The organism is Mycobacterium sp., from assembly GCF_029961025.1.
Taxonomy (GTDB): domain Bacteria; phylum Actinomycetota; class Actinomycetes; order Mycobacteriales; family Mycobacteriaceae; genus Mycobacterium.
Genome location: NZ_JASBVP010000006.1, coordinates 322,249 through 340,066, shown reverse-complemented (window position 1 = coordinate 340,066; position 17,818 = coordinate 322,249). Strand labels below are relative to the sequence as shown.

Genomic DNA, 17,818 nt, shown 5'->3' with positions numbered 1-17,818 from the left:
ATAAGCGAGCGAAGCCTACGTCAGGCCACTTTTACACCGCTCCTGGGACGCCACCAGCGCGTTAGCCAGGATTTTGCAGTAGTTGTGGGTGACACGGCGTGTAGATAACGGAAAGCCTTTCTGTTGCAAGGGAAACTGTAGTTGCTAACCGTAACAGTTCCAACAGCAGAAGGGCACTTCCGAGGTGAAGACTACAGCTGGCCGTCCGGGTCTGGTGGTAACTACAGGCGGACGGGGTGTCGTGGCGCACGCGGGCACGCGATTGTTGTGCGAGCTGGCCGACGGGCTGGGACTGACTGAGGGGTTGTCAGCGGCGATGGCACCGACGAAGAAGCGCCGCCGCGGCCATGACCGGGGCCGGGTGCTGACCGACCTGGCGGTGGCGATCGGCGACGGCGCGACGGCGATCAGCGACCTGCGGGTGCTGGCTGATCAGCCCGACCTGTTCGGTCAGGTGGCTTCGGTGGCCACGGCATGGCGAACCTTGGAGGCCGTCGACACCGACGCGCTGGCCCGCATCCAAACCGCCCGCGCCGCCGCGCGTGCCGCGGCCTGGGCAACCGGGGCCGATCCGGGCTGGTATGTCATCGATATCGACGGGGTACTCATCGAGGCCGATTCCGACAAGCACTATGCGGCGCCGACCTATAAGCGCGGGTTCGGGTTTTATCCGCTGTTGGCGGTCCTAGACGCCACTGGGGAGGCGCTGGCCGGGCTGCTACGGCCGGGCAATGCGGGTTCGGGTACTGCCGGCGACCACCTCAGCGTGTTGGAGGCGGCGCTGGCGCAGCTGCCGGTGGACCCCGCGCACCAGCAGGTGATCTGTCGCACCGACGCCGGGGGCACCAGCCACGAGCTGGCCGCGGCGTGCCGCAGCCGGGGTGTGCGGTTCATCGGTGGGGTCCCGATGCCCGCGGCCCGTGCCGAGGTGATCCTCGCCCTGCCGCGATCACGCTGGCAGTCAACGATCTCCGCCGATGCCAGCGAGGTTCGCGACACCGGTGAGGTGGCCGAGATCACCGACCTGGTCTCGTTGTCGGGCTGGCCGCCCGGCACCCGGATGCTGGTGCGCCGCGAACAACCCCACCCGGGCGCGCAACTGCGCTTCACCGACCTCGACGGTTACCGCTACCAGCTGTTTGTCACCGACCTGCCCGATGCAGACCTGGCCTACCTGGAGGCGCTCTACCGTGGCCGTGGCCGCATGGAATGCGCCATCCGCGACCTGAAGGACACCGGGCTGGCCAACCTGCCCTCCCATGACTTCGCCATCACCAACGCGTGGCTGATGGTGGTGCTCATCGCCGCCGACTTGCTCGCCTGGACCAAAACGCTCTGCCTGGATGGTGCGCTGGCCAGTGCCGAGCCCAAACGGCTGCGCTACACCCTGCTGCACACCGCCGGGGTGCTGGTGCGCTCGGCGCGGCGCACCACACTGCGGCTGGGCGCCAACTGGCCCTGGGCCATCGACCTGCTCACCGCGTTCACCCGACTACCCGGATGGGTCGCAGTCCCCGGCTAAACAAACCCACACCACCCACAGGGGCCCCTCGGCGACACCCCCGAGGTAGTTGAACGCTGTTTCCGCTCAGCGATGCTGATACAGCACGCCGTGAATCGACCCACCCACAACCCGTCGAGGGTTAATCGGCTCAACCACATTGCAGCACGCGAGCTTGACCGACCTCCACCGCACTCGACCCGAGCGGCAATGCCCACCTAATCACCTCTCTCCAGGCCCTACCGCAAAATCCGGGCTAGGTGACATTGGAGGCGCGTTCCGTGGCATCGTGCGTCAGCGACAGCCTGGGTGGCGTTCGAGGTATTCCACGACTGCCTGACGGATCAGTTCTGACTCTGAGCGGGATTCCCCGGCCTTCACCCGGTGTTCGATCTCGACACGCAGAGAAGTGGGGAGCCGGACAGTCACTCCCGGCGTCTTACCCGCCGTCGGGGTGCCTTTGATGGGGCGGCCCATGCGTAGCGTGGCGCCGAACTCCATCGGGCCGCGCACGGTGTACGCGCCAGATTCAACAGCGCGGCTCATCTCTTCGTAATCCTTAGCGCTTCTCTTCGCCATGGTCAGATTTCCTCTCCTATGTCGTACCGGGGGCCGATATACGGCCGTTGCGGCGACAGGTCGCTGCGGAGGTCGATGATGCCGCCAGAGATGTCATAGACCTCGTCAGCGACACGGAGGGTGAGCATCATTGCGTGAAAAACCACCCATGTGTGCCCGTCTTCGTCTTCGGCTGCAACCTCGATCCATGGTTCGTTGTTGACCCTGTTCCCGACAAACATGTAGGTGTCGGCGTCCGCGTAGACGGTGGTGATCCCGTACCGCAGGAGCGGGTAGGAGATCCGGGTAGGAGATCACCGCGCGGATCTCATCGCTTGTGATGCTGTGCTGCCAGGCGGAGGACAGACATTCGATCCGCACCACCTAAAGTGTAATGCACTTTGTGAGTTAGTGCAATACACTTTTTTGCCCCGGATGGCTTTGATCCTAGTTAAGCCGAGAAATCCACCAGCAACCCAGGCGAGCTCAGGCCATCTCTGCAGATCCTCGGCTTAACCTTAGGCTAGGTGCGAGTTCGGGGACCCTTGCCTAAGAATCTCTGGCGATCAGCGGCCTCGTTTCGGCATTGATAGCGATCAAGATGGGATTAGCCGACGCGCTTCAGCGGCGAACTTCGGCACCTGGGTGCCAGCGCATCAAGGACCTGGTGGGCCGTGAATGGCGGGTTCGTGTATGCGGCCACGATCCCGAGAAGGGCCGAGCGGGTGGCCATGCTCGTTTAAACCCTCACCGCGCCTTGAGGATCGCCTCGATCTCGTTCGCCGAGTCTCGGGTTAGCTCGTCAAGCGCCGCGCGCCGGCGGGCCCGCATCTCCTGCTGATACTGCAGCAGCGCGTCGAGGCTGACCTTGCGGTGCCGCCCTGGCTTCTCGAAAGGGATGCGGCCCTCTTCGAGAAGCTTCACCAGCGTCGGCCTGGAGATGTTCAGTAGGTCGGCTGCCTCCTGAGTGGTGAGCTTGCTTTGGCGCGGCACTAGCGTGATGCCCTTGCCCTGCGAGAGGGCCAACACGACGTTGTACAGCGCCTCCCGGACAGGATCGGGGAGGGTGATCGGATGGCCGTCGCCGCCACACACGGAAACCTGGCCCGAGCCCAGCGCCGCCAGCAGCGCCGACAAGTCCTCGGGCTGTTGAGGTGGTAAAACGGTGCGTTCCTCAAGGAAGGGTGGGGCTGTCATACACCCCAGGCTAAAACGAAAGAAACGAAAAGTCGAGGAGGCGAGCATGGGTGTGAACCCATGGCGGTGGTGCCGCCGTTGCGTAAGAGGCTGTCCAGCCGATACCGCAGTAGATACCGCAGTGCTCCCAGACCTGTCCAGCTCCGGTCAACGCGACAAACCCTATCGCCGCAGCTAGAAGGGCGTTACTCAGAACGTACCAACGCTGGCCGACGCGGCAAACGCCCAGAAACACCGATTATGAGTCCGCGGCTCTAACCGACTGAGCTACCGCCCCTGAGGTCAACTGGCTGCGTCTTTGCTTGGTGACTGCCCTACTTTTCAGCACCTCACGTCTGCGTCATTGCCTCGGTCGGGCTCCGGCGAGGCTGCGGGAACACCGCCGCCGCAGTGCTGCCGAACATGCGTTGCACGTCGCTGACTTTAGCGGCATTAGCGACATTAGCGCCCCCGAGACGGCAAGCAATACCACGGTGTGCCTACAACCGGCCGGAACCGATCGCCGCTGAGGCGGCTACTCCCGGGCGCTACCGCCGCCATCAGCAGCGGCCCGCGATGGCCCGGGGCCCCGAATGCCCGAGCCGCCGACCTCCGCGGCTCCTCGCCGACACCCGGCGGTGAACTACTGCGCCGGGCTCACCGACGACATGTGAAAGTCAGGTATCCGCAGCGGCGGCATGGCCGCCCGGGTGGCCCAATCGCCCCATTCTCGTGGCAGTGTCACCTCGCTGGCGCCGACGTCGGTGACGCGGCGCAGCAGATCCAGCGGGCTCTCGTTGAACCGGAAGTTGTTGACCGCCGCGGTCACCCGGCCGTCCTCGACCAGGTAGACCCCGTCGCGGGTAAGCCCGGTGAGCAGCAGCGTGGTGGGGTCAACCTCGCGGATGTACCACAGCGTGCTCAGCAACAGGCCGCGTTCGGTGCCGGCGATCATGTCGTCCAGCGCGGCATCGCCGCCGCTCATCAGCAGGTTGTCGGCGGCCACCGCGACCGGGGCGCCGAATTCGGCTGCCGCCGCCCGCGGATAGGCCAGGGCGTTGATCACCCCGTCGCGGATCCAGTCCACCCGAGCGATATCCATCCCGTTGTCGAACACCGACACCGTCTCCGAGGAGGCGCTGACCGCCACGAACGGCGAGCACGCCAGTCCGGCGGCGAAAGGATCGGAGTAGAGCGTCAGCGGCAGATCGGTGAGCCGCTCCCCCACCCGGGTCCCGCCGCCGGGGGCCGAGAACGCGGTGCGCCCCTCTTGCGCACCGCGCCCGCTCATCGCCCACTGCAGGTAGATCATCATGTCGGCCACCGCCGACGGCGGCATGATCGTCTCGTAGCGGCCCACAGGCAGTTCCACAACCCGTGCCGCCCACCCCAGCCGGGCCGACAGTTGCTCCAGCAGCAAATCCGTTGGCACATCGGCGAAATCGGGCGTACCCATGCCGGCCCAGGCGCTCGCCCCGCCACGTTTGGCGTTGATCTGCACCGATCCGGTGGGCTGGGTGAAGCGCCGCCGCAGTCCGCTCGACGTCGCCAGAAACGTCGTCTCCACCGTGTGATGCGCAAACCCGTAGAGCTGGTCGGCACCCCGAAACCCCCGGGCCAGCGGTTCCGCGACACCGGCGAACACCTCCGCACCGGTGCCGGAGACGGCGTCGTCCCAGTCATCTGGTACGTCCGTGCCGGTGATCAGTGGCGCGGCATCGCGTGCCCTCGGGGCGGACGCGGCCGCGTTCTGGGATGCCCTCACCAGGGCGGGCAGCACCGACGGATCCACCTCGGTGGAGCGCAGCGCACCAACCCGCGCGTTGTTGCCCTCGCGCACAATCGAAATCACGGTGGTGCTGCGGCTGGTCGACACCCCGTTGGTGGTCATGGTGTTGTTCGCCCAGCGCAGCGAGGCCTCGGAGCGATCGGTGACCAGCACCATGGTCTCGTCTGCCCCCCCGGAGCGGGCCGCGTCCAGCGCGATCTCGATGGCCAGTTGTGCGCCGATCATCGGCGGCCCTCAGCCACGGTGTTGAGCACGTTGACGCCGCGGAACAACGCCGACGGGCAGCCGTGGCTGACCGGGGCCACCTGCCCGGGCTGAGCCTTCCCGCAGTTGAAGGCTCCGCCCAGCCGCCACGTCGAGGCGCCGCCCACGGCTTCCAACGAGTTCCAGAACTCGGTGGTGGTGGCCTGGTAGGCGACGTCACGCAGCTGTCCGTCGAGGCGGCCGCCGCGGATGCGGAAAAAGCGTTGACCGGTGAACTGGAAGTTGTAGCGCTGCATATCAATCGACCACGACTTGTCCCCGACGATGTAGATGCCGTTCTCGACCTTGCCGATCAAATCGGCCGTGGTGACGTCTGCCGCGGCCGGCTGCAGCGACACGTTGGCCATTCGCTGAATCGGCACATGGTGCGGTGAGTCGGCATACGAACAACCGTTGGAGCGCGGCAGCCCCAGCCGGCGTGCGAACACCCGATCAAGCTGATAACCGACGAAAATCCCCTCGCGCACCAGATCCCAGCGCTGCGCCGCGACTCCCTCGTCATCGTAACCGACACTGGCCAAACCGAATTCAACCGTCCGGTCGGCTGTCACGTTCATCACCGGTGACCCGTAGCGCAGACTGCCCAGCTTGTCGGGGGTGGCGAACGAAGTGCCGGCGTACGCGGCCTCGTAGCCGATCGCTCGGTCGTATTCGGTCGCGTGGCCAATAGATTCGTGAATGGTCAACCACAGGTTGCTGGGGTCGATCACCAGGTCGGTTGGCCCGGGTGTGACGCTAGGCGCTTTGACCTTTTCGGCCAGCAGCGACGGAATCTGCGCGAGCTCATCGGTCCAGTTCCACACCTCGTCGCCGGCCATCACCTCCCAGCCGCGCGCCATCGGGGGCGCCAGGGTCCGCATCGAATCGAACCCTCCGGGCGCGGCGTCGACCGTCACCGCCTCCAGGGTGGGCATCAACCGCACCCGCTGCTGGGTGATCGATGACCCGAAAGTGTCGGCATAAAACGTCTGCTCCTTGACGGCGGTAAGACCGGCCGACACGTGATCAACGCCGATCCCGCCGTCCTTACCGGCCAGCAGCCTGCCCGAGTAGTCCCCCAGCACGGCGATCTTATCGGCGGTGGGAACGCTGAACGGATCGACCCGATAGCTCGACACCCAGGTGACGTCACTGTAGACCGGCTCCGGTGCCAGCTCGATACGCTCGGCGTTCAGCGCCGCCAGCGTCCCGGCCACCTGGACCGCCCGGCGCGCGGTGTCGGCGGCGACGTCGACGGCCAGCTCGGCGTGGGAGGCGAATCCCCAGGTGCCGTCGACGATCACCCGGACCGCCAGGCCAAGTTCGCGGTTTATCACCGCGGTCTCCAGCTGCCCGTCACGCAGCTGGATGCGCTCGGTGGTGATGCGGTGAACCCGCAGGTCAGCGTGGCCGGCTCCGGCGGCTGTGGCCGCCGACAGGGCGGCATCGGCGAACTCATGGCGCGGCAGGGCCAGAAACTCGGCATCGATCCCGGGTGTCACAGCACCACCGTAGCGACCGGCTTTAATACCTTCATGGTCCACGTCGGCGACAGTCTGGCCCGAAGCGTTGAACAGGGCCGCCCTCGGCCCGCGCTGTGGGGCCACCCCGCCTGCGGGGGGAGACCGTGCCGGTGAATGACGCCGGGCCGGCACCCCGACGCCGGGTCACCGCGCTAGGGTATGCGTTGCTGGCACCCAGCCTGTTCGGGATGGTCACCTTTCTGCTGCTGCCCGTCCTGGTCGTAATCTGGCTCAGCCTGCATCGATGGGATCTTCTCGGCCCCATCGAGTATGTCGGACTGGACAATTGGCGCTCGGTGCTGACAGACCCGGCGTTCGGCAATTCGCTGGCCGTCACCGCGGTGTTCGTGGTGATGGTGGTGCCGGCACAAACAGCGCTCGGGCTGCTGGCGGCGTCGATGCTGGCCCGCCGGCTGCCGGGCAGCGCCCTGTTCCGCACGCTGTACGTGCTGCCGTGGATCTGCGCCCCGCTGGCGATCGCGGTGTTGTGGCGCTGGATCCTGGCACCCACCGACGGCGCGGTCGCCTCGGTGTTAGGCCACCAGATCGACTGGCTCACCGATCCCGGCCTCGCGCTGCCGGTGGTGTCGGCGGTCGTCGTATGGACGAATGTCGGCTATGTGGCGCTGTTTTTTCTGGCGGGCATCCTGGCTATCCCCGAGGAGCTCCATGCGGCGGCGCGCATCGACGGCGCCAGCTCCTGGCAGCGATTCCGGCGTATCACCCTACCGATGCTGCGACCCACGATGTTCTTCGTTCTGGTCACCGGAATCATCAGCACTGCACAGGTTTTCGATACCGTGTATGCACTGACCGACGGTGGTCCGCAGGGCCGCACCGACCTGCTCGCTCATCGCATTTACGCCGAAGCCTTCGGCGCGGCGGCCGTCGGTCGGGCCGCGGTGATGGCTGTGGTGCTTTTCGTCATCCTGGTCGGCATCACCATCGTCCAACATCTGTATTTCAGGCGCCGAATCAGCTATGAGCTCACCTAGCCGCGCCCTCCCGGCTATCGCGATCTACACCGGACTGACGGTGGGCGCGGTCATCACACTGCTTCCGTTCACGTTGGGGTTGCTGACATCGTTCACCGCACCGCTGCAGTTCGCGACGGGCGGGCCGCTGGCACTGCCCCGTCCGCCCACCCTGGCCAACTACATCGGTCTGGCCGACGCCGGGTTTGTCCGAGCGCTGGCCGTCACCGCGGTGATGACGGCCATGATTGCGCTCGGCCAACTGAGCTTTTCCGTGCTGGCCGCATACGCGTTCGCGCGATTGCAGTTTCCGGGGCGCGACGTGTTGTTTTGGGTGTATGTCGCAACGTTGATGGTGCCGCCCACGGTTACGGTGATTCCGCTGTATTTGATGATGGCCCAAATCGGTTTGCGCAATACCTTCTGGGCGCTGGTGCTACCGTTCGTGTTCGGCTCGCCGTACGCGATCTTCCTGCTGCGCGAGTACTTTCGTGCCATCCCGGAGGACTTGATCAACGCGGCACGTCTCGATGGCGCCAATACCCTCGACGTGATCGTGCATGTGGTGGTGCCGGCCAGCCGGCCGATCCTGGTTACGCTATTGCTGATCACCGTGGTCTCACAATGGAACAATTTCATGTGGCCGTTGGTGATCACCAGCGGTACCAAGTGGCGGGTGCTGACGGTGGCAACGGCGGCCCTGCAGTCACGGTATAACGCTCAGTGGACATTGGTGATGGCCGCCACCACGGTCGCTATCGTGCCGCTGATTGTGGTGTTCCTCGCCTTCCAACGGCGCATTGTGTCCTCAATCGTCCTTACGGGACTGAAATGAGCTGGCGTCCACGGCTTTCCACTCTGGTTGCTACGGGGCTGGCCCTGGCTGCTGCGATGTTGGGTGCTGCGGCGGTGCTTTTGGATATATCCGCCCGGCCGCCCGGCGGCAAGACCGTGGTGACGGTGCGACTGTGGGACGAACAGGTTGCCGCAGCCTACCGGGAATCGTTTGCGGCGTTCACCCGAGCGCACCCGAATATCGAGGTACGCACCAACGTAGTGTCCTATTCGACATATTTCGACACCTTGCGCACCGACGTGGCCGGCGGTAGCGCAGACGACATCTTTTGGCTGTCCAACGCCTATTTTGCCGAGTATGCCGACAACGGTCGGCTATTGAACATCGACCAGGCGTTCGGCCGGGCTGCCGCAGCGGAATGGGAACCGGCGGTGGTCAGCCAGTTCACCCGCAACGGTGTGCTGTGGGCAGTGCCCCAACTGACCGACGCGGGCATCGCCGTTTACTACAACGCGGATCTGCTGGCCGCGGCCGGCGTCGACCCCGCCGTACTGGGAACGCTGCGGTGGAGCCCGGACGGCGCCGACACACTGCGCCCGCTGCTGGCCAGGCTCACCCTTGACGTCGACGGGAATGCCGCGGGCACTAGAGATTTCGATGCAAGCCGGGTCCGCCAATGGGGATACAATGCGGCCAACGATCCGCAAGGGATCTATCTGAACTACATCGGGTCGGCGGGTGGAGTGTTTCAGCGTGACGACAAGTTCGCCTTCGACAACCCCGCTGCGGTCGCGGCTTTCCGTTACCTTGTCCGCCTGATCAACGAGGACCACGTTTCGCCACCGGCCTCGGACACCAACGACAACGGGGATTTCTGCCGTAACCAATTTCTGGCCGGCAAGATGGCGCTGTTTCAGTCCGGCACCTACAACCTGGCGGCGGTTGCCGAGGGGGCGAGATTCCGCTGGGGGGTGGCGATGCTGCCACTCGGGCCGTCCGGGCGGGTCAGTGTCACCAACGGTATTGCAGCGGCAGGTAATTCAGCATCTAAGCACCCGAATGCAATGCGTCAGGTCCTAGCCTGGATGGGCAGCGAGCAGGGTGACGGCTACCTCGGCCGCCGGGGCAGCGCCATCCCGGCGGTGCTGCCGGCGCAGCAGATCTACTTTGGCTACTGGGCCGCCAAGCACGTGGACGTCTCACCCTTTTTCACCGTGCTGAACGGCCCGCGCATCCCCGCGCCGGGGGGCGCCGGCTTTGCCGCCGGCTTTCAGGCCCTCAAACCGTTTTTCGACGACATGTTCCTGGGCCGCGGGGACGTCGCGGCAACCCTCACGCGGGCCGAGGCGGCGGCCAATGCCGCCGCTCGCCGTTACCGATAGCGCCGTGATGGGGCTCGGCCGGGCCGGCCGCATCGCCCCCAGGATCGGCCGAGTCGTGCCGAGTGGCCTGCACCGCGGGTTGGCCGAGCCCTGCCGAGTTGTGTTGACCTGTGCTGCGCCGGGCTGGCTGTGGATGCATTCGCGGCTGTGGATAACCCGGTTCGTTTTCGTCATTTGCACCGGTTGAGCGTCCGCGATGTCACACAGGCGATATAGCTTTCGAATATGGGTTCGAGTAGCCGCGAAGAGATCGTGGAGCGTTTCGATGCGCTGCATGATGCGGTGTCGGGGCTACTCGAGCTGTCCTTCGACGCACTGACCGTCCCCGAACAGCTCAGGCTTCTGGAGCGGCTGGAAGCGGCTTCCCGGCGGCTGAGCGTCCCGCGGCACGCGCTGATCAATCACGTAGGTCAGCTGGCCAGCCCGATCGAACTCGGCGGCGGTTTGGCGCAGGCGTTGGCGAATCGGTTGCGCATCACCCGCGGGGAGGCCGCGCAGCGTATCCATGAGGCCGCGGATTTAGGTGAGCGGCGGGCGCTTACCGGTGAGCCGCTGCCCCCACGGTTGCCGTGTACCGCCGCCGGGCAACGCGCTGGCACAATCGGAACCGGCCACGTGACGGTGATCCGGCGGTTTTTCCGGCAGCTGCCCCACTGGGTCGACGCCCCCACCCGCGATCGCGCGGAGTCACAGCTGGCCGACCTGGCTGCCCGGCACCGGCCGGATGAGCTGCGAAAGCTCGCCGACAAACTCGCCGATTGCCTTAACCCCGACGGCAATTTCAGTGATGGGGACCGGGCACGGCGGCGTGAGTTGACGCTTGGCATCCAAGACGCCGACGGGATGTCGCCTATTCGAGGTTGGCTGACCCCCGAGGTGCGCGCCGGGCTGGAAGCCGTGCTGGCCCGCTGGGCCGCCCCCGGGATGTGCCATCCCGACCACCAAGCGGCCACCGTCGACGGCACGCCCTGCGAAGATGCCGTCGCCCGGGACGCCCGCTCCACCGGGCAACGAAACCACGACGCTCTCGCCGCAGTGGTGCGCAGTGTTCTGGCCTCCGGAAAGCTGGGCCAGCACAACGGGCTACCGGCATCCATCATCGTCACCACCACACTTCAAGAATTGGAGGCCGGCGCCGGGCGAGCACTCACCGGCGGCGGGTCGTTGCTGCCGATGAGCGATGTGATCCGGCTGGCCCGCCACGCACACCACTATCTGGCGATCTTTGACAACGGCCGGGCAATCGGGCTGTATCACACCAAACGGCTCGCCTCACCCGGGCAGCGGATCGTGCTCTACGCCAAGGACCGTGGCTGCAGCTTTCCCAGTTGCGATGTGCCCGGCTATTTTTGCGAGGTTCATCACGTCACCGAGTACGCCAAATCCCGTAAAACCCACATCGATGACCTGACGTTCGGCTGCGGACAACATCATCCCCTGGTCAAAGAGGGCGGCTGGCAAACCCGCAAACGCGCCAGCGGCGAGACGGAATGGCTTCCCCCAGCCCACCTCGACCATGGGCAGGCTCGCGTCAATGCCTACCACCACCCCGAAAAGCTCCTGGGCGACGACGAAGACGACGACGACCCGTAGGGCAACCACCGGCGGCTACGCCGGCCACGGCGTGGCGACCCGTCAGAGCGCCCGGTGACGCCCCAATCTGTGACGCGCGGTGGTCCCGGCTGGGATCGAACCAGCGACCTCCCGCGTGTGAAGCGGGCGCTCTCCCACTGAGCCACGGGACCGGCACCGAGACGCGAACGACGTCGAAGACTAGCACGAACGGGCCTGGTGGCAGAACGTGCCGCATCCCCGCACAATGAGGACGCGTCGCGTGGTATCAAGAAATTTGTGCGGTCCCGCGTAGGTGGACTATCGTCGTGCTTCGCACCGGGCGACGTCCTCGTCCGTTGCGCGCGGATGTAGCGCAGTTGGTAGCGCATCACCTTGCCAAGGTGAGGGTCGCGGGTTCGAATCCCGTCATCCGCTCGAAGGTGTTTCAGTGGCGTCAACCCCGCGGTGGAGTGGCCGAGTGGTGAGGCAACGGCCTGCAAAGCCGTGCACACGGGTTCGATTCCCGTCTCCACCTCTTTTCTCGGACCCGGGCGCGGTTAGCTCAGCGGGAGAGCGCTTCCCTGACACGGAAGAGGTCGCTGGTTCAATCCCAGTACCGCGCACCAGTGTTTACGCAGCTCAGAGGCGGTAGTTAGCTCAACAAACACGGTGCCGTGACCTAGATATGACCTGACAATCGGCGACGCTGGCTCCGAACCCGAAGGGAGCCACATGTCCATTGAGTCCTACCGCGAGTTGTGCCGGGCCGGTGACGGGTTGGAGGCGGTGGTGTCTATGTTCGATTGCCCGCCGGGTTGTGAGATGCCCGCCGCCGGTGAGGGTCGGCGATGCCGCCGGCCGGCCGGCTGGCGGGTGAACCTGCACGGCTGTGAGGCGGTGCTGATGTGCGGGCAGCACAAGGCCGCGTGGCTGCGGCAGACTCGGGCGCAGTTTTTCACCGGCCGGCCGCGCTGCGCGCATTGCGGGCGCGTGTTCGGCAACCTGGCCACCGCAGTACGGTTGGTGCGGCTATGAGCGCGGCCCGACACCACCACCGGCATTTGGCGTTGGTGGTGCCCGCCGCCGGTTCCGGCGATGACGATGGCGAGCTGAGCGCATTGGAGCGCTGGGAGCTGTACATGCGCGGCGCGGGCCGCTCCAACCGCACGATCAACGAAACCCTGGGTGTGTTGCGCCGGTTGGAGAAATTCGCCGGGGCGGGCGTGGAGTCGGTGCGGCCCCTTGACATCGCCCGGTTCCTTGGCCGGCCCAATTTGAAGCCCAACAGCCGCGCCGCCTACTACGGCTACATTCACAGCTTCTACCGCTGGTTGGGGCAAAACGGCGGCACGAATGCCGCAGCGCAGCTACCACGGCCGAAGCCCCCCAAAGGCGTGCCCCGGCCGATCACCGATGAGCAGTTGCAAAACCTGCTCGCGGTGCGCATGCATCACCGCACCCGCGTGATGATCCTGTTGGCGGCGTTCGCGGGCTTGCGGGTGCATGAAATCGCCAAAATACGCGGCGAGGACGTTGACCCTCAGGCGCGCACCCTGTGGGTGACCGGCAAGGGCAACGTGACCGCGATACTGCCGCTGCATCCGCTGCTGGTTGAGGCCGCCGAGACGATGCCCCGGCGAGGTTGGTGGTTTCCGGGCAACGCGCGCCGGCGCGGGCAGCCGATCCGGCCACGCGGCGTCGCCGACATCATCGGGCAGGCAATGGATCGCGCCGGCATTCCAGGCGGCACCGCGCACAGGCTGCGACACTGGTACGGAACCAGACTGGTCAGCGACGGCACCGATCTGCGCACCGCGCAAACCCTGCTGCGGCACGCCAATTTGAACACCACCGCCATTTACACTCGGGTGTCGGATGCTCGGCGCACGGAAGCGATCAACCGGCTGGCCGCGGACGGTGCGCGCGCCCAACACGACGATGGAGCCACCGATGGGCCGCGATGACTACCGGCAGGTGACGCCCGCCGAGCTGGCCGAGGAAACCCGGCGCGCCGAGGAAGCCCGTGCCGGCGCGGCCGGAGGTCTCGCCGAAGCGGCCGGCTACCTGGAGGCCTGTCGCCATTTTCTGCGTAGCGCGCTCACCGACGCCCGCTGGGCCGAGCAACACCTATCCGGTGCCCGCGCGGCGCGCGCGTTCGAGCTGGGTGGGCGAATCAGCGACGCCATCGCCTACGCCGAGCGGCTGGCCTTCGTGGTCGAAGGCGACGTGCGCGCCGAGCTGGGAGGCCCGCGATGAAGGCAACCGTCGTGCGCAAAGACCTGCTCCGCTACGTGCTGGGCACGCTGCCGTGGGACGGCCGCGACACGTGGAATGTCGGCGGCATCATCGACGACCTGCTGGCCGAATACCCCGGCCTGCTCGGCGAGCACGACCTGGCCGGCTACCCCGGCCCGGACCCGGTGACCCAATACCTCGACGACCGCATCGACTACGACACTTACCGGCGCATCGTGGAGCGGCGGGACACGGCACCATGATCGCCGCGCTCGCCGCTGCCGCCGTGTTGCACGCTTCCACGCACGGCCCGATCCAATGGTGTGATCCCGCATCGCCGCTGTTCGATCCGATCATCTGCTACAACGAGTCGCCGCCGCGCAGCGGCTACTCCTGCGACCCGTTCGGGCCGGCCTACGACCCGAACTATTGCGCGGCCCAGGATCACGGGAGAACAGCCCCGACGTGAGCTAGCCGCGCGGCACACTGGACGGCGATGGTGGACTTCACCTGTACCCGGTGCGGTGCGCGGCCTGAACCGCTGGCCGAGAGCTTCGCCATCGTGCGCCACCGGCCCGGCTGCTCGGTGCTGGCCGGGGTGGTGCGCCGGCGCTGGCCGCTGCGGCGAGACACCAGCCTGCCCGACACACCGAAGCCGACGCCGTTTGCGCAGCGCGCCGACTGGGGCCGGTTCCACCGGGCCGTGGAAGCGATGCAAGCCCGCCGCAATGACCGCATGCGCGCACGGTCACGATGACCGCACATGCCGTGGGGTGCGGCCGCCGCACGCAGCCGGGTCAGAACGGCATGTGCAGGTAGTCGGGGCCGTCGCCGTCGTCGCGTCTTGCCTGCCAGCATTGGGTCAGCAGCTCAGCCCACGGGTCACGGTTGCCACGCTCATCGGACAGGCTACGCAAAACCTGCTGCGCCAAAAGCGCGTTCACCAGACGCTCATCCATCACCCATCACGGCTCCTCAGGAGTTTGGGTAGGGTGCCGGCCCCGGTGGGTGAAAGCTCGCGAAAGCCCCACCAAGGCCGGCACCCCGTGTTGCGCGGGCGTGAGCGACCGGGGAAAGGAGAACCCGAAACCCGCGCACGCCAATCAAGCCCAACCACCGCCGTTCTCTATGAGTTCGATTTCCAGTTGGCCTCCCGGCCCGGTGGCTATCGCCGACAACGCCATCGGGTGACCGTAGGTGTCGAGCATGGGTAGCGTCGCGAACTGGCCCGGCTTCAACCGGCAACCCACCTGCGGGTCCAGGGACGCCGGGTCGCCTTGGTTGACAACCACATCCGGCGCGGGCCCGTCGCCGAGGCCACCGGAGCTGTTGAGCACCCACACCGCCGCCACGGGCGGCAGCGGGATCGGGGTGGTTGTCGTGCCCACCACCACCACCGCAGGGACGTTCGACACGCTCACTCAGGAAACCCCGGCGAGTACGCGGTGACCTCACCCCGGCCGTCCGGCGCGACCGCGTACACACTCAAACTCCGGTCGTCCCGGTGGCGCGGGAGTGTCACCCGCTCACCGGGCCGCAACCGCACACCGGAAATGTCGGGTGGCTCCAGCGCTTCCTCGTGCGCGTCGATGAAAACATCAACGCTGCCACTGTTTTCGACCAGGATGCCCGAGCACTGCCAGTGCGCGGTCGCAACATGCACGGGCGTCGGCCCCACCTGCACACGCTCGGCGATCATTTCGCCTCCCACGGGAACGGATCGCCCGCCCTCCACGGGGGGTCCGAGTTGAACAACGTCAACGCTTTGGCGATGGCGTCGTTCGAGTAGCGGAAACCGTTGCGCCGCAACATATCCGCAGCCCTTGGACGACCACACCCCAACGGGACACCAACCGCGCTCAGCGCGGACAAGCATTCGATCACCCGGCCCGGATCAGTCGGCCGCCCGGCCGCATCGCAAACCTCAACCAGCCCATGATCCAACAGCCGGCGAATCTGCTCGGCGTCGTGGGCCACCCACTGCGGCAGCAGCCGGCCCGGCCCATAAAAATCGTGCAGCCTGCCGCGATGGTCCGCCACCCGCAGCAGCGCGCACGTCGAACGGAACCGCGCGTCAGGGTGGATCAACAGTTTAAAGTCATCGGTCTCGGTCACGACGGAATCCCTTCTCACCACGGCGTTTTCGGCACCCACCGGCCGGTAGCCGGATCGAAGCGGGAGACATCACCCGGGCTTGGAATGTAGTAGCTCGTGCTGCCCGGCGGCGGCTTCAACCCCGCACGGAAGCGTGGTCCCAGCCGCCATAAAAGCGCGTCGCGAACCTCAGCGTCGCTCCATTCCTCGGGTGGCCGGCCATGGGTGATCCGCACCGGCTCGCCGAGGTCGTCGAGCGGCAGACCCGCGAGATCGCGCTTCACACCATCGGCCGGGCCTTGACGCGGCGGCGGCGGCTGGAACCCGCGAGCGCTGGAAACAAATGTAGGCATTCGGCGCCTCCTCCTCGGACGTATCGAGAGCTGTCCGCGGACGGGCCGGTCGCGGACAGCCAGCCTAAGCATAGCAACATCTGCGAACAGGTGTTTCCACATTCACCCGCGTGCCGAAAACTGTCCCGGCGGGACAGCTCAGCTCGTCGAAGGCGGCGGCTCAACCGGCTGCACAGTGGCCCGCCGCTGCCGCTCCAGCCGGCGCAGGCGAACCTCGGCCAGCACCGAGGGAGCCGACCCGGCCGACCGGCCCTCCAAGCGGTCCAGCTCAGCCAGGATGGTCAGCAGCGTCCCCACCAGCGAACAGACGGCCCGCGCATCGACAGTGCGTCCCAGCTGCCAGCCCACGCGGCGCCGCAACGCGCGAAGCGCGGTTTCGTAATCATCGGACTCGACCGCAGCCAGCACCGAAATTCGCTGCGGCACAATGTTTCTGGAGCGTCGCGTGGTCAATTTTGCCCTCCAAAATGTGGAATTAGCGGCCGGGGAGAGAAAACCGCGACCGCAGCGGGGTCGCGCGCACACCCCCTCCCTCCGAATTTTTTTGCGGGGTGGTCATTTGTGCTGGTGGTGTGGGGTGGTGGTGTTTGCCGAGTTTGGGTGAGGTTTGGCGCGGGACATGGGTGGGTGGTGGTGTGTGGTGTTTGCTGTCGTGGATGGCGATGTTTGCCGGTGTGGGGTGTGGGGTGTGTAGGCAGCGCCTTGCGAGCGGTGGGGTGGCGTGCGGCCATGCCGATGCGGCCATCCCAAGATGCGGCCAAGATGCCGGCCGCGATGCGGCCTGGTGGGAATGCAGGCTGATGCGGCCCGGATGCGGCCCGGCCTGGCTGATGCGGCCCGGATGCGGGGTGGGGGCCACGATGCGGCATGGATGCGTGAATGCGGGGTCCGGTGCGTGTGATGGGATCGTTGGGTGGTGTCCGGCGCGCGCAGGGTGTGGTGGTGATGGAATGCCGGGATGGACGTGTCGGCCGTGGGCGTGACCGATCCCGCTGGGGGATTTCGTTTTGTCTCGAATTGTTTGTTCTGAATTGTTTGCTCTGAATTGTTTGCTCTGAATTGTCTGTTCTGAATTGTCTGTTCTGAATTGTCTGTTTGTTCTGTTTGTTTTGTTCATTTGTTGTTTCTCTGTTTTGTTCATTTCTTGTTTCGTTTGTTTGTTTGTTGCTTGTGTTGAATGCTTGAATGCAGGGTCGCGAGATACAGGTCACGCAGGCGGTCGCGGTCGAGTCGGGCCAGCAGTGCCGTCGCGTCGTCGAGGTCGAGCTGGTCGCCGAGCTGGGCGTGCAGTTCGACAAGCTCGTAGACCAGTGGGTCGGGTTCGCGGCGGCGGGTGCGGCGGCGGTGATGGTCGCTCATCGACGGTTCCTCCGTGGCGGGATGCGTGGCGGCCGGTGGAGTCGGCCGGCGGTGACACCCGCCGGGCGCTCACCGGCCGGCAAGGCGTCGAACCACGACCGGCAAGCTGCGAGGGCCGGGCAACTGCGGCAGGTGTTGAGCGCGTACTCGACGGCCGCTGGGTCGTCGGTCTCGTCGAACAGTTCGTGCCGGCCGACGCAGCGGGCTCCCGGCAGCAGCGGGACGGAGCGCAGCGGCGCGAGCAGGTCATCGAGTCTCACGACGTGAGTCCTCCCGTGGTG

General features: G+C 66.2%; 24 protein-coding genes and 4 tRNA genes. 14 read left to right on the top strand and 14 right to left on the bottom strand.

What is annotated here, in order from left to right; translation table 11 throughout:
* Nucleotides 1-184 precede the first annotated feature (184 nt).
* Nucleotides 185-1,522 (top strand): IS1380 family transposase, encoded by a 1,338-nt coding sequence (locus tag QJR12_RS09625; RefSeq protein ID WP_300580009.1) that lies wholly within the window; start codon nt 185-187, stop codon nt 1,520-1,522.
* A gap of 273 nt (nt 1,523-1,795) precedes the next feature.
* Here QJR12_RS09625 and QJR12_RS09620 read toward each other — a convergent pair whose 3' ends face one another.
* From QJR12_RS09620 to QJR12_RS09600, 5 genes are all read right to left on the bottom strand, one after another.
* Complete coding sequence (locus tag QJR12_RS09620) at nt 1,796-2,080, bottom strand: ribbon-helix-helix domain-containing protein (protein WP_300581206.1); 285 nt, start codon at nt 2,078-2,080, stop codon at nt 1,796-1,798.
* A 2-nt stretch (nt 2,081-2,082) separates the two neighbouring features.
* On the bottom strand, nt 2,083-2,301 hold the full coding sequence (locus tag QJR12_RS09615; RefSeq protein WP_300581204.1) for a hypothetical protein: 219 nt from the start codon (nt 2,299-2,301) through the stop codon (nt 2,083-2,085).
* Nucleotides 2,302-2,806: 505 nt separating this feature from the next.
* Nucleotides 2,807-3,256, bottom strand: coding sequence for a helix-turn-helix domain-containing protein (locus QJR12_RS09610; RefSeq protein WP_300581201.1), 450 nt, complete (start codon nt 3,254-3,256; stop codon nt 2,807-2,809).
* Between the two features lie 622 nt (nt 3,257-3,878).
* Complete coding sequence (locus QJR12_RS09605; RefSeq protein ID WP_300581198.1) at nt 3,879-5,249, bottom strand: TldD/PmbA family protein; 1,371 nt, start codon at nt 5,247-5,249, stop codon at nt 3,879-3,881.
* On the bottom strand, nt 5,246-6,769 hold the full coding sequence (locus QJR12_RS09600; RefSeq protein WP_300581195.1) for a TldD/PmbA family protein: 1,524 nt from the start codon (nt 6,767-6,769) through the stop codon (nt 5,246-5,248). Before QJR12_RS09600 ends, QJR12_RS09605 begins: the two co-directional genes overlap by 4 nt.
* A gap of 131 nt (nt 6,770-6,900) precedes the next feature.
* On the opposite strand from QJR12_RS09600, the gene QJR12_RS09595 reads away from it, so the two are divergent.
* The 4 genes from QJR12_RS09595 to QJR12_RS09580 all read left to right on the top strand — a co-directional run bounded on the left by QJR12_RS09595 (nt 6,901) and on the right by QJR12_RS09580 (nt 11,535).
* A complete protein-coding gene (locus QJR12_RS09595; protein WP_300581193.1) occupies nt 6,901-7,785 on the top strand; it encodes a sugar ABC transporter permease in 885 nt (294 codons plus the stop codon).
* Nucleotides 7,772-8,599 carry a carbohydrate ABC transporter permease gene (locus QJR12_RS09590; protein WP_300581191.1) on the top strand — a complete coding sequence of 276 codons (828 nt, stop codon included), beginning with the start codon at nt 7,772-7,774 and terminating at the stop codon, nt 8,597-8,599. The genes QJR12_RS09595 and QJR12_RS09590 overlap by 14 nt, the downstream gene beginning before the upstream one ends.
* Nucleotides 8,596-9,942: a sugar ABC transporter substrate-binding protein gene (locus QJR12_RS09585; protein WP_300581188.1), complete on the top strand. Its 1,347-nt coding sequence runs from the start codon at nt 8,596-8,598 to the stop codon at nt 9,940-9,942. Before QJR12_RS09590 ends, QJR12_RS09585 begins: the two co-directional genes overlap by 4 nt.
* Nucleotides 9,943-10,167: 225 nt before the next feature.
* Nucleotides 10,168-11,535, top strand: a complete 1,368-nt coding sequence (locus tag QJR12_RS09580; RefSeq protein ID WP_300581186.1) for an HNH endonuclease signature motif containing protein — start codon at nt 10,168-10,170, stop codon at nt 11,533-11,535.
* 80 nt (nt 11,536-11,615) lie between these two features.
* Here the strand turns inward: QJR12_RS09580 and QJR12_RS09575 are convergent.
* Nucleotides 11,616-11,687, bottom strand: a tRNA-Val gene (locus QJR12_RS09575).
* Nucleotides 11,688-11,858: 171 nt separating this feature from the next.
* On the opposite strand from QJR12_RS09575, the gene QJR12_RS09570 reads away from it, so the two are divergent.
* From QJR12_RS09570 to QJR12_RS09530, 9 genes are all read left to right on the top strand, one after another.
* A tRNA-Gly gene (locus QJR12_RS09570) sits at nt 11,859-11,931 on the top strand.
* A gap of 29 nt (nt 11,932-11,960) precedes the next feature.
* Nucleotides 11,961-12,031: transfer RNA gene (locus QJR12_RS09565), tRNA-Cys, on the top strand.
* 16 nt (nt 12,032-12,047) lie between these two features.
* Nucleotides 12,048-12,122, top strand: a tRNA-Val gene (locus tag QJR12_RS09560).
* 106 nt (nt 12,123-12,228) lie between these two features.
* On the top strand, nt 12,229-12,531 hold the full coding sequence (locus QJR12_RS09555) for a hypothetical protein (RefSeq protein ID WP_300581183.1): 303 nt from the start codon (nt 12,229-12,231) through the stop codon (nt 12,529-12,531).
* On the top strand, nt 12,528-13,460 hold the full coding sequence (locus tag QJR12_RS09550) for a tyrosine-type recombinase/integrase (protein WP_300581180.1): 933 nt from the start codon (nt 12,528-12,530) through the stop codon (nt 13,458-13,460). Before QJR12_RS09555 ends, QJR12_RS09550 begins: the two co-directional genes overlap by 4 nt.
* Nucleotides 13,447-13,752, top strand: a complete 306-nt coding sequence (locus QJR12_RS09545; RefSeq protein ID WP_300581178.1) for a hypothetical protein — start codon at nt 13,447-13,449, stop codon at nt 13,750-13,752. Before QJR12_RS09550 ends, QJR12_RS09545 begins: the two co-directional genes overlap by 14 nt.
* Entirely contained in the window at nt 13,749-13,994 is a 246-nt protein-coding gene (locus QJR12_RS09540; protein ID WP_300581177.1) for a hypothetical protein, read from the top strand. Before QJR12_RS09545 ends, QJR12_RS09540 begins: the two co-directional genes overlap by 4 nt.
* Nucleotides 13,991-14,200, top strand: coding sequence for a hypothetical protein (locus QJR12_RS09535; protein WP_300581174.1), 210 nt, complete (start codon nt 13,991-13,993; stop codon nt 14,198-14,200). Before QJR12_RS09540 ends, QJR12_RS09535 begins: the two co-directional genes overlap by 4 nt.
* 27 nt (nt 14,201-14,227) lie before the next feature.
* A complete protein-coding gene (locus QJR12_RS09530; protein WP_300581172.1) occupies nt 14,228-14,488 on the top strand; it encodes a hypothetical protein in 261 nt (86 codons plus the stop codon).
* Nucleotides 14,489-14,528: 40 nt separating this feature from the next.
* Here the strand turns inward: QJR12_RS09530 and QJR12_RS09525 are convergent, their stop codons facing one another.
* From QJR12_RS09525 to QJR12_RS09490, 8 genes are all read right to left on the bottom strand, one after another.
* Entirely contained in the window at nt 14,529-14,690 is a 162-nt protein-coding gene (locus tag QJR12_RS09525; protein WP_300581170.1) for a hypothetical protein, read from the bottom strand.
* Between the two features lie 144 nt (nt 14,691-14,834).
* Nucleotides 14,835-15,152 carry a hypothetical protein gene (locus QJR12_RS09520; protein ID WP_300581167.1) on the bottom strand — a complete coding sequence of 106 codons (318 nt, stop codon included), beginning with the start codon at nt 15,150-15,152 and terminating at the stop codon, nt 14,835-14,837.
* The gene (locus QJR12_RS09515; RefSeq protein WP_300581164.1) at nt 15,149-15,430 is read right to left on the bottom strand and encodes a hypothetical protein; all 282 of its coding nucleotides are present in this window, start codon (nt 15,428-15,430) and stop codon (nt 15,149-15,151) included. Before QJR12_RS09515 ends, QJR12_RS09520 begins: the two co-directional genes overlap by 4 nt.
* Nucleotides 15,427-15,846, bottom strand: coding sequence for a hypothetical protein (locus QJR12_RS09510; RefSeq protein ID WP_300581162.1), 420 nt, complete (start codon nt 15,844-15,846; stop codon nt 15,427-15,429). The genes QJR12_RS09515 and QJR12_RS09510 overlap by 4 nt, the downstream gene beginning before the upstream one ends.
* 14 nt (nt 15,847-15,860) lie before the next feature.
* Nucleotides 15,861-16,178 carry a hypothetical protein gene (locus QJR12_RS09505; protein ID WP_300581159.1) on the bottom strand — a complete coding sequence of 106 codons (318 nt, stop codon included), beginning with the start codon at nt 16,176-16,178 and terminating at the stop codon, nt 15,861-15,863.
* A gap of 138 nt (nt 16,179-16,316) precedes the next feature.
* Nucleotides 16,317-16,631: a hypothetical protein gene (locus QJR12_RS09500; RefSeq protein WP_300581157.1), complete on the bottom strand. Its 315-nt coding sequence runs from the start codon at nt 16,629-16,631 to the stop codon at nt 16,317-16,319.
* 684 nt (nt 16,632-17,315) lie between these two features.
* Nucleotides 17,316-17,537, bottom strand: coding sequence for a hypothetical protein (locus QJR12_RS09495; protein WP_300581154.1), 222 nt, complete (start codon nt 17,535-17,537; stop codon nt 17,316-17,318).
* Entirely contained in the window at nt 17,534-17,797 is a 264-nt protein-coding gene (locus tag QJR12_RS09490; RefSeq protein ID WP_300581152.1) for a hypothetical protein, read from the bottom strand. Before QJR12_RS09490 ends, QJR12_RS09495 begins: the two co-directional genes overlap by 4 nt.
* Nucleotides 17,798-17,818: the final 21 nt, after the last annotated feature.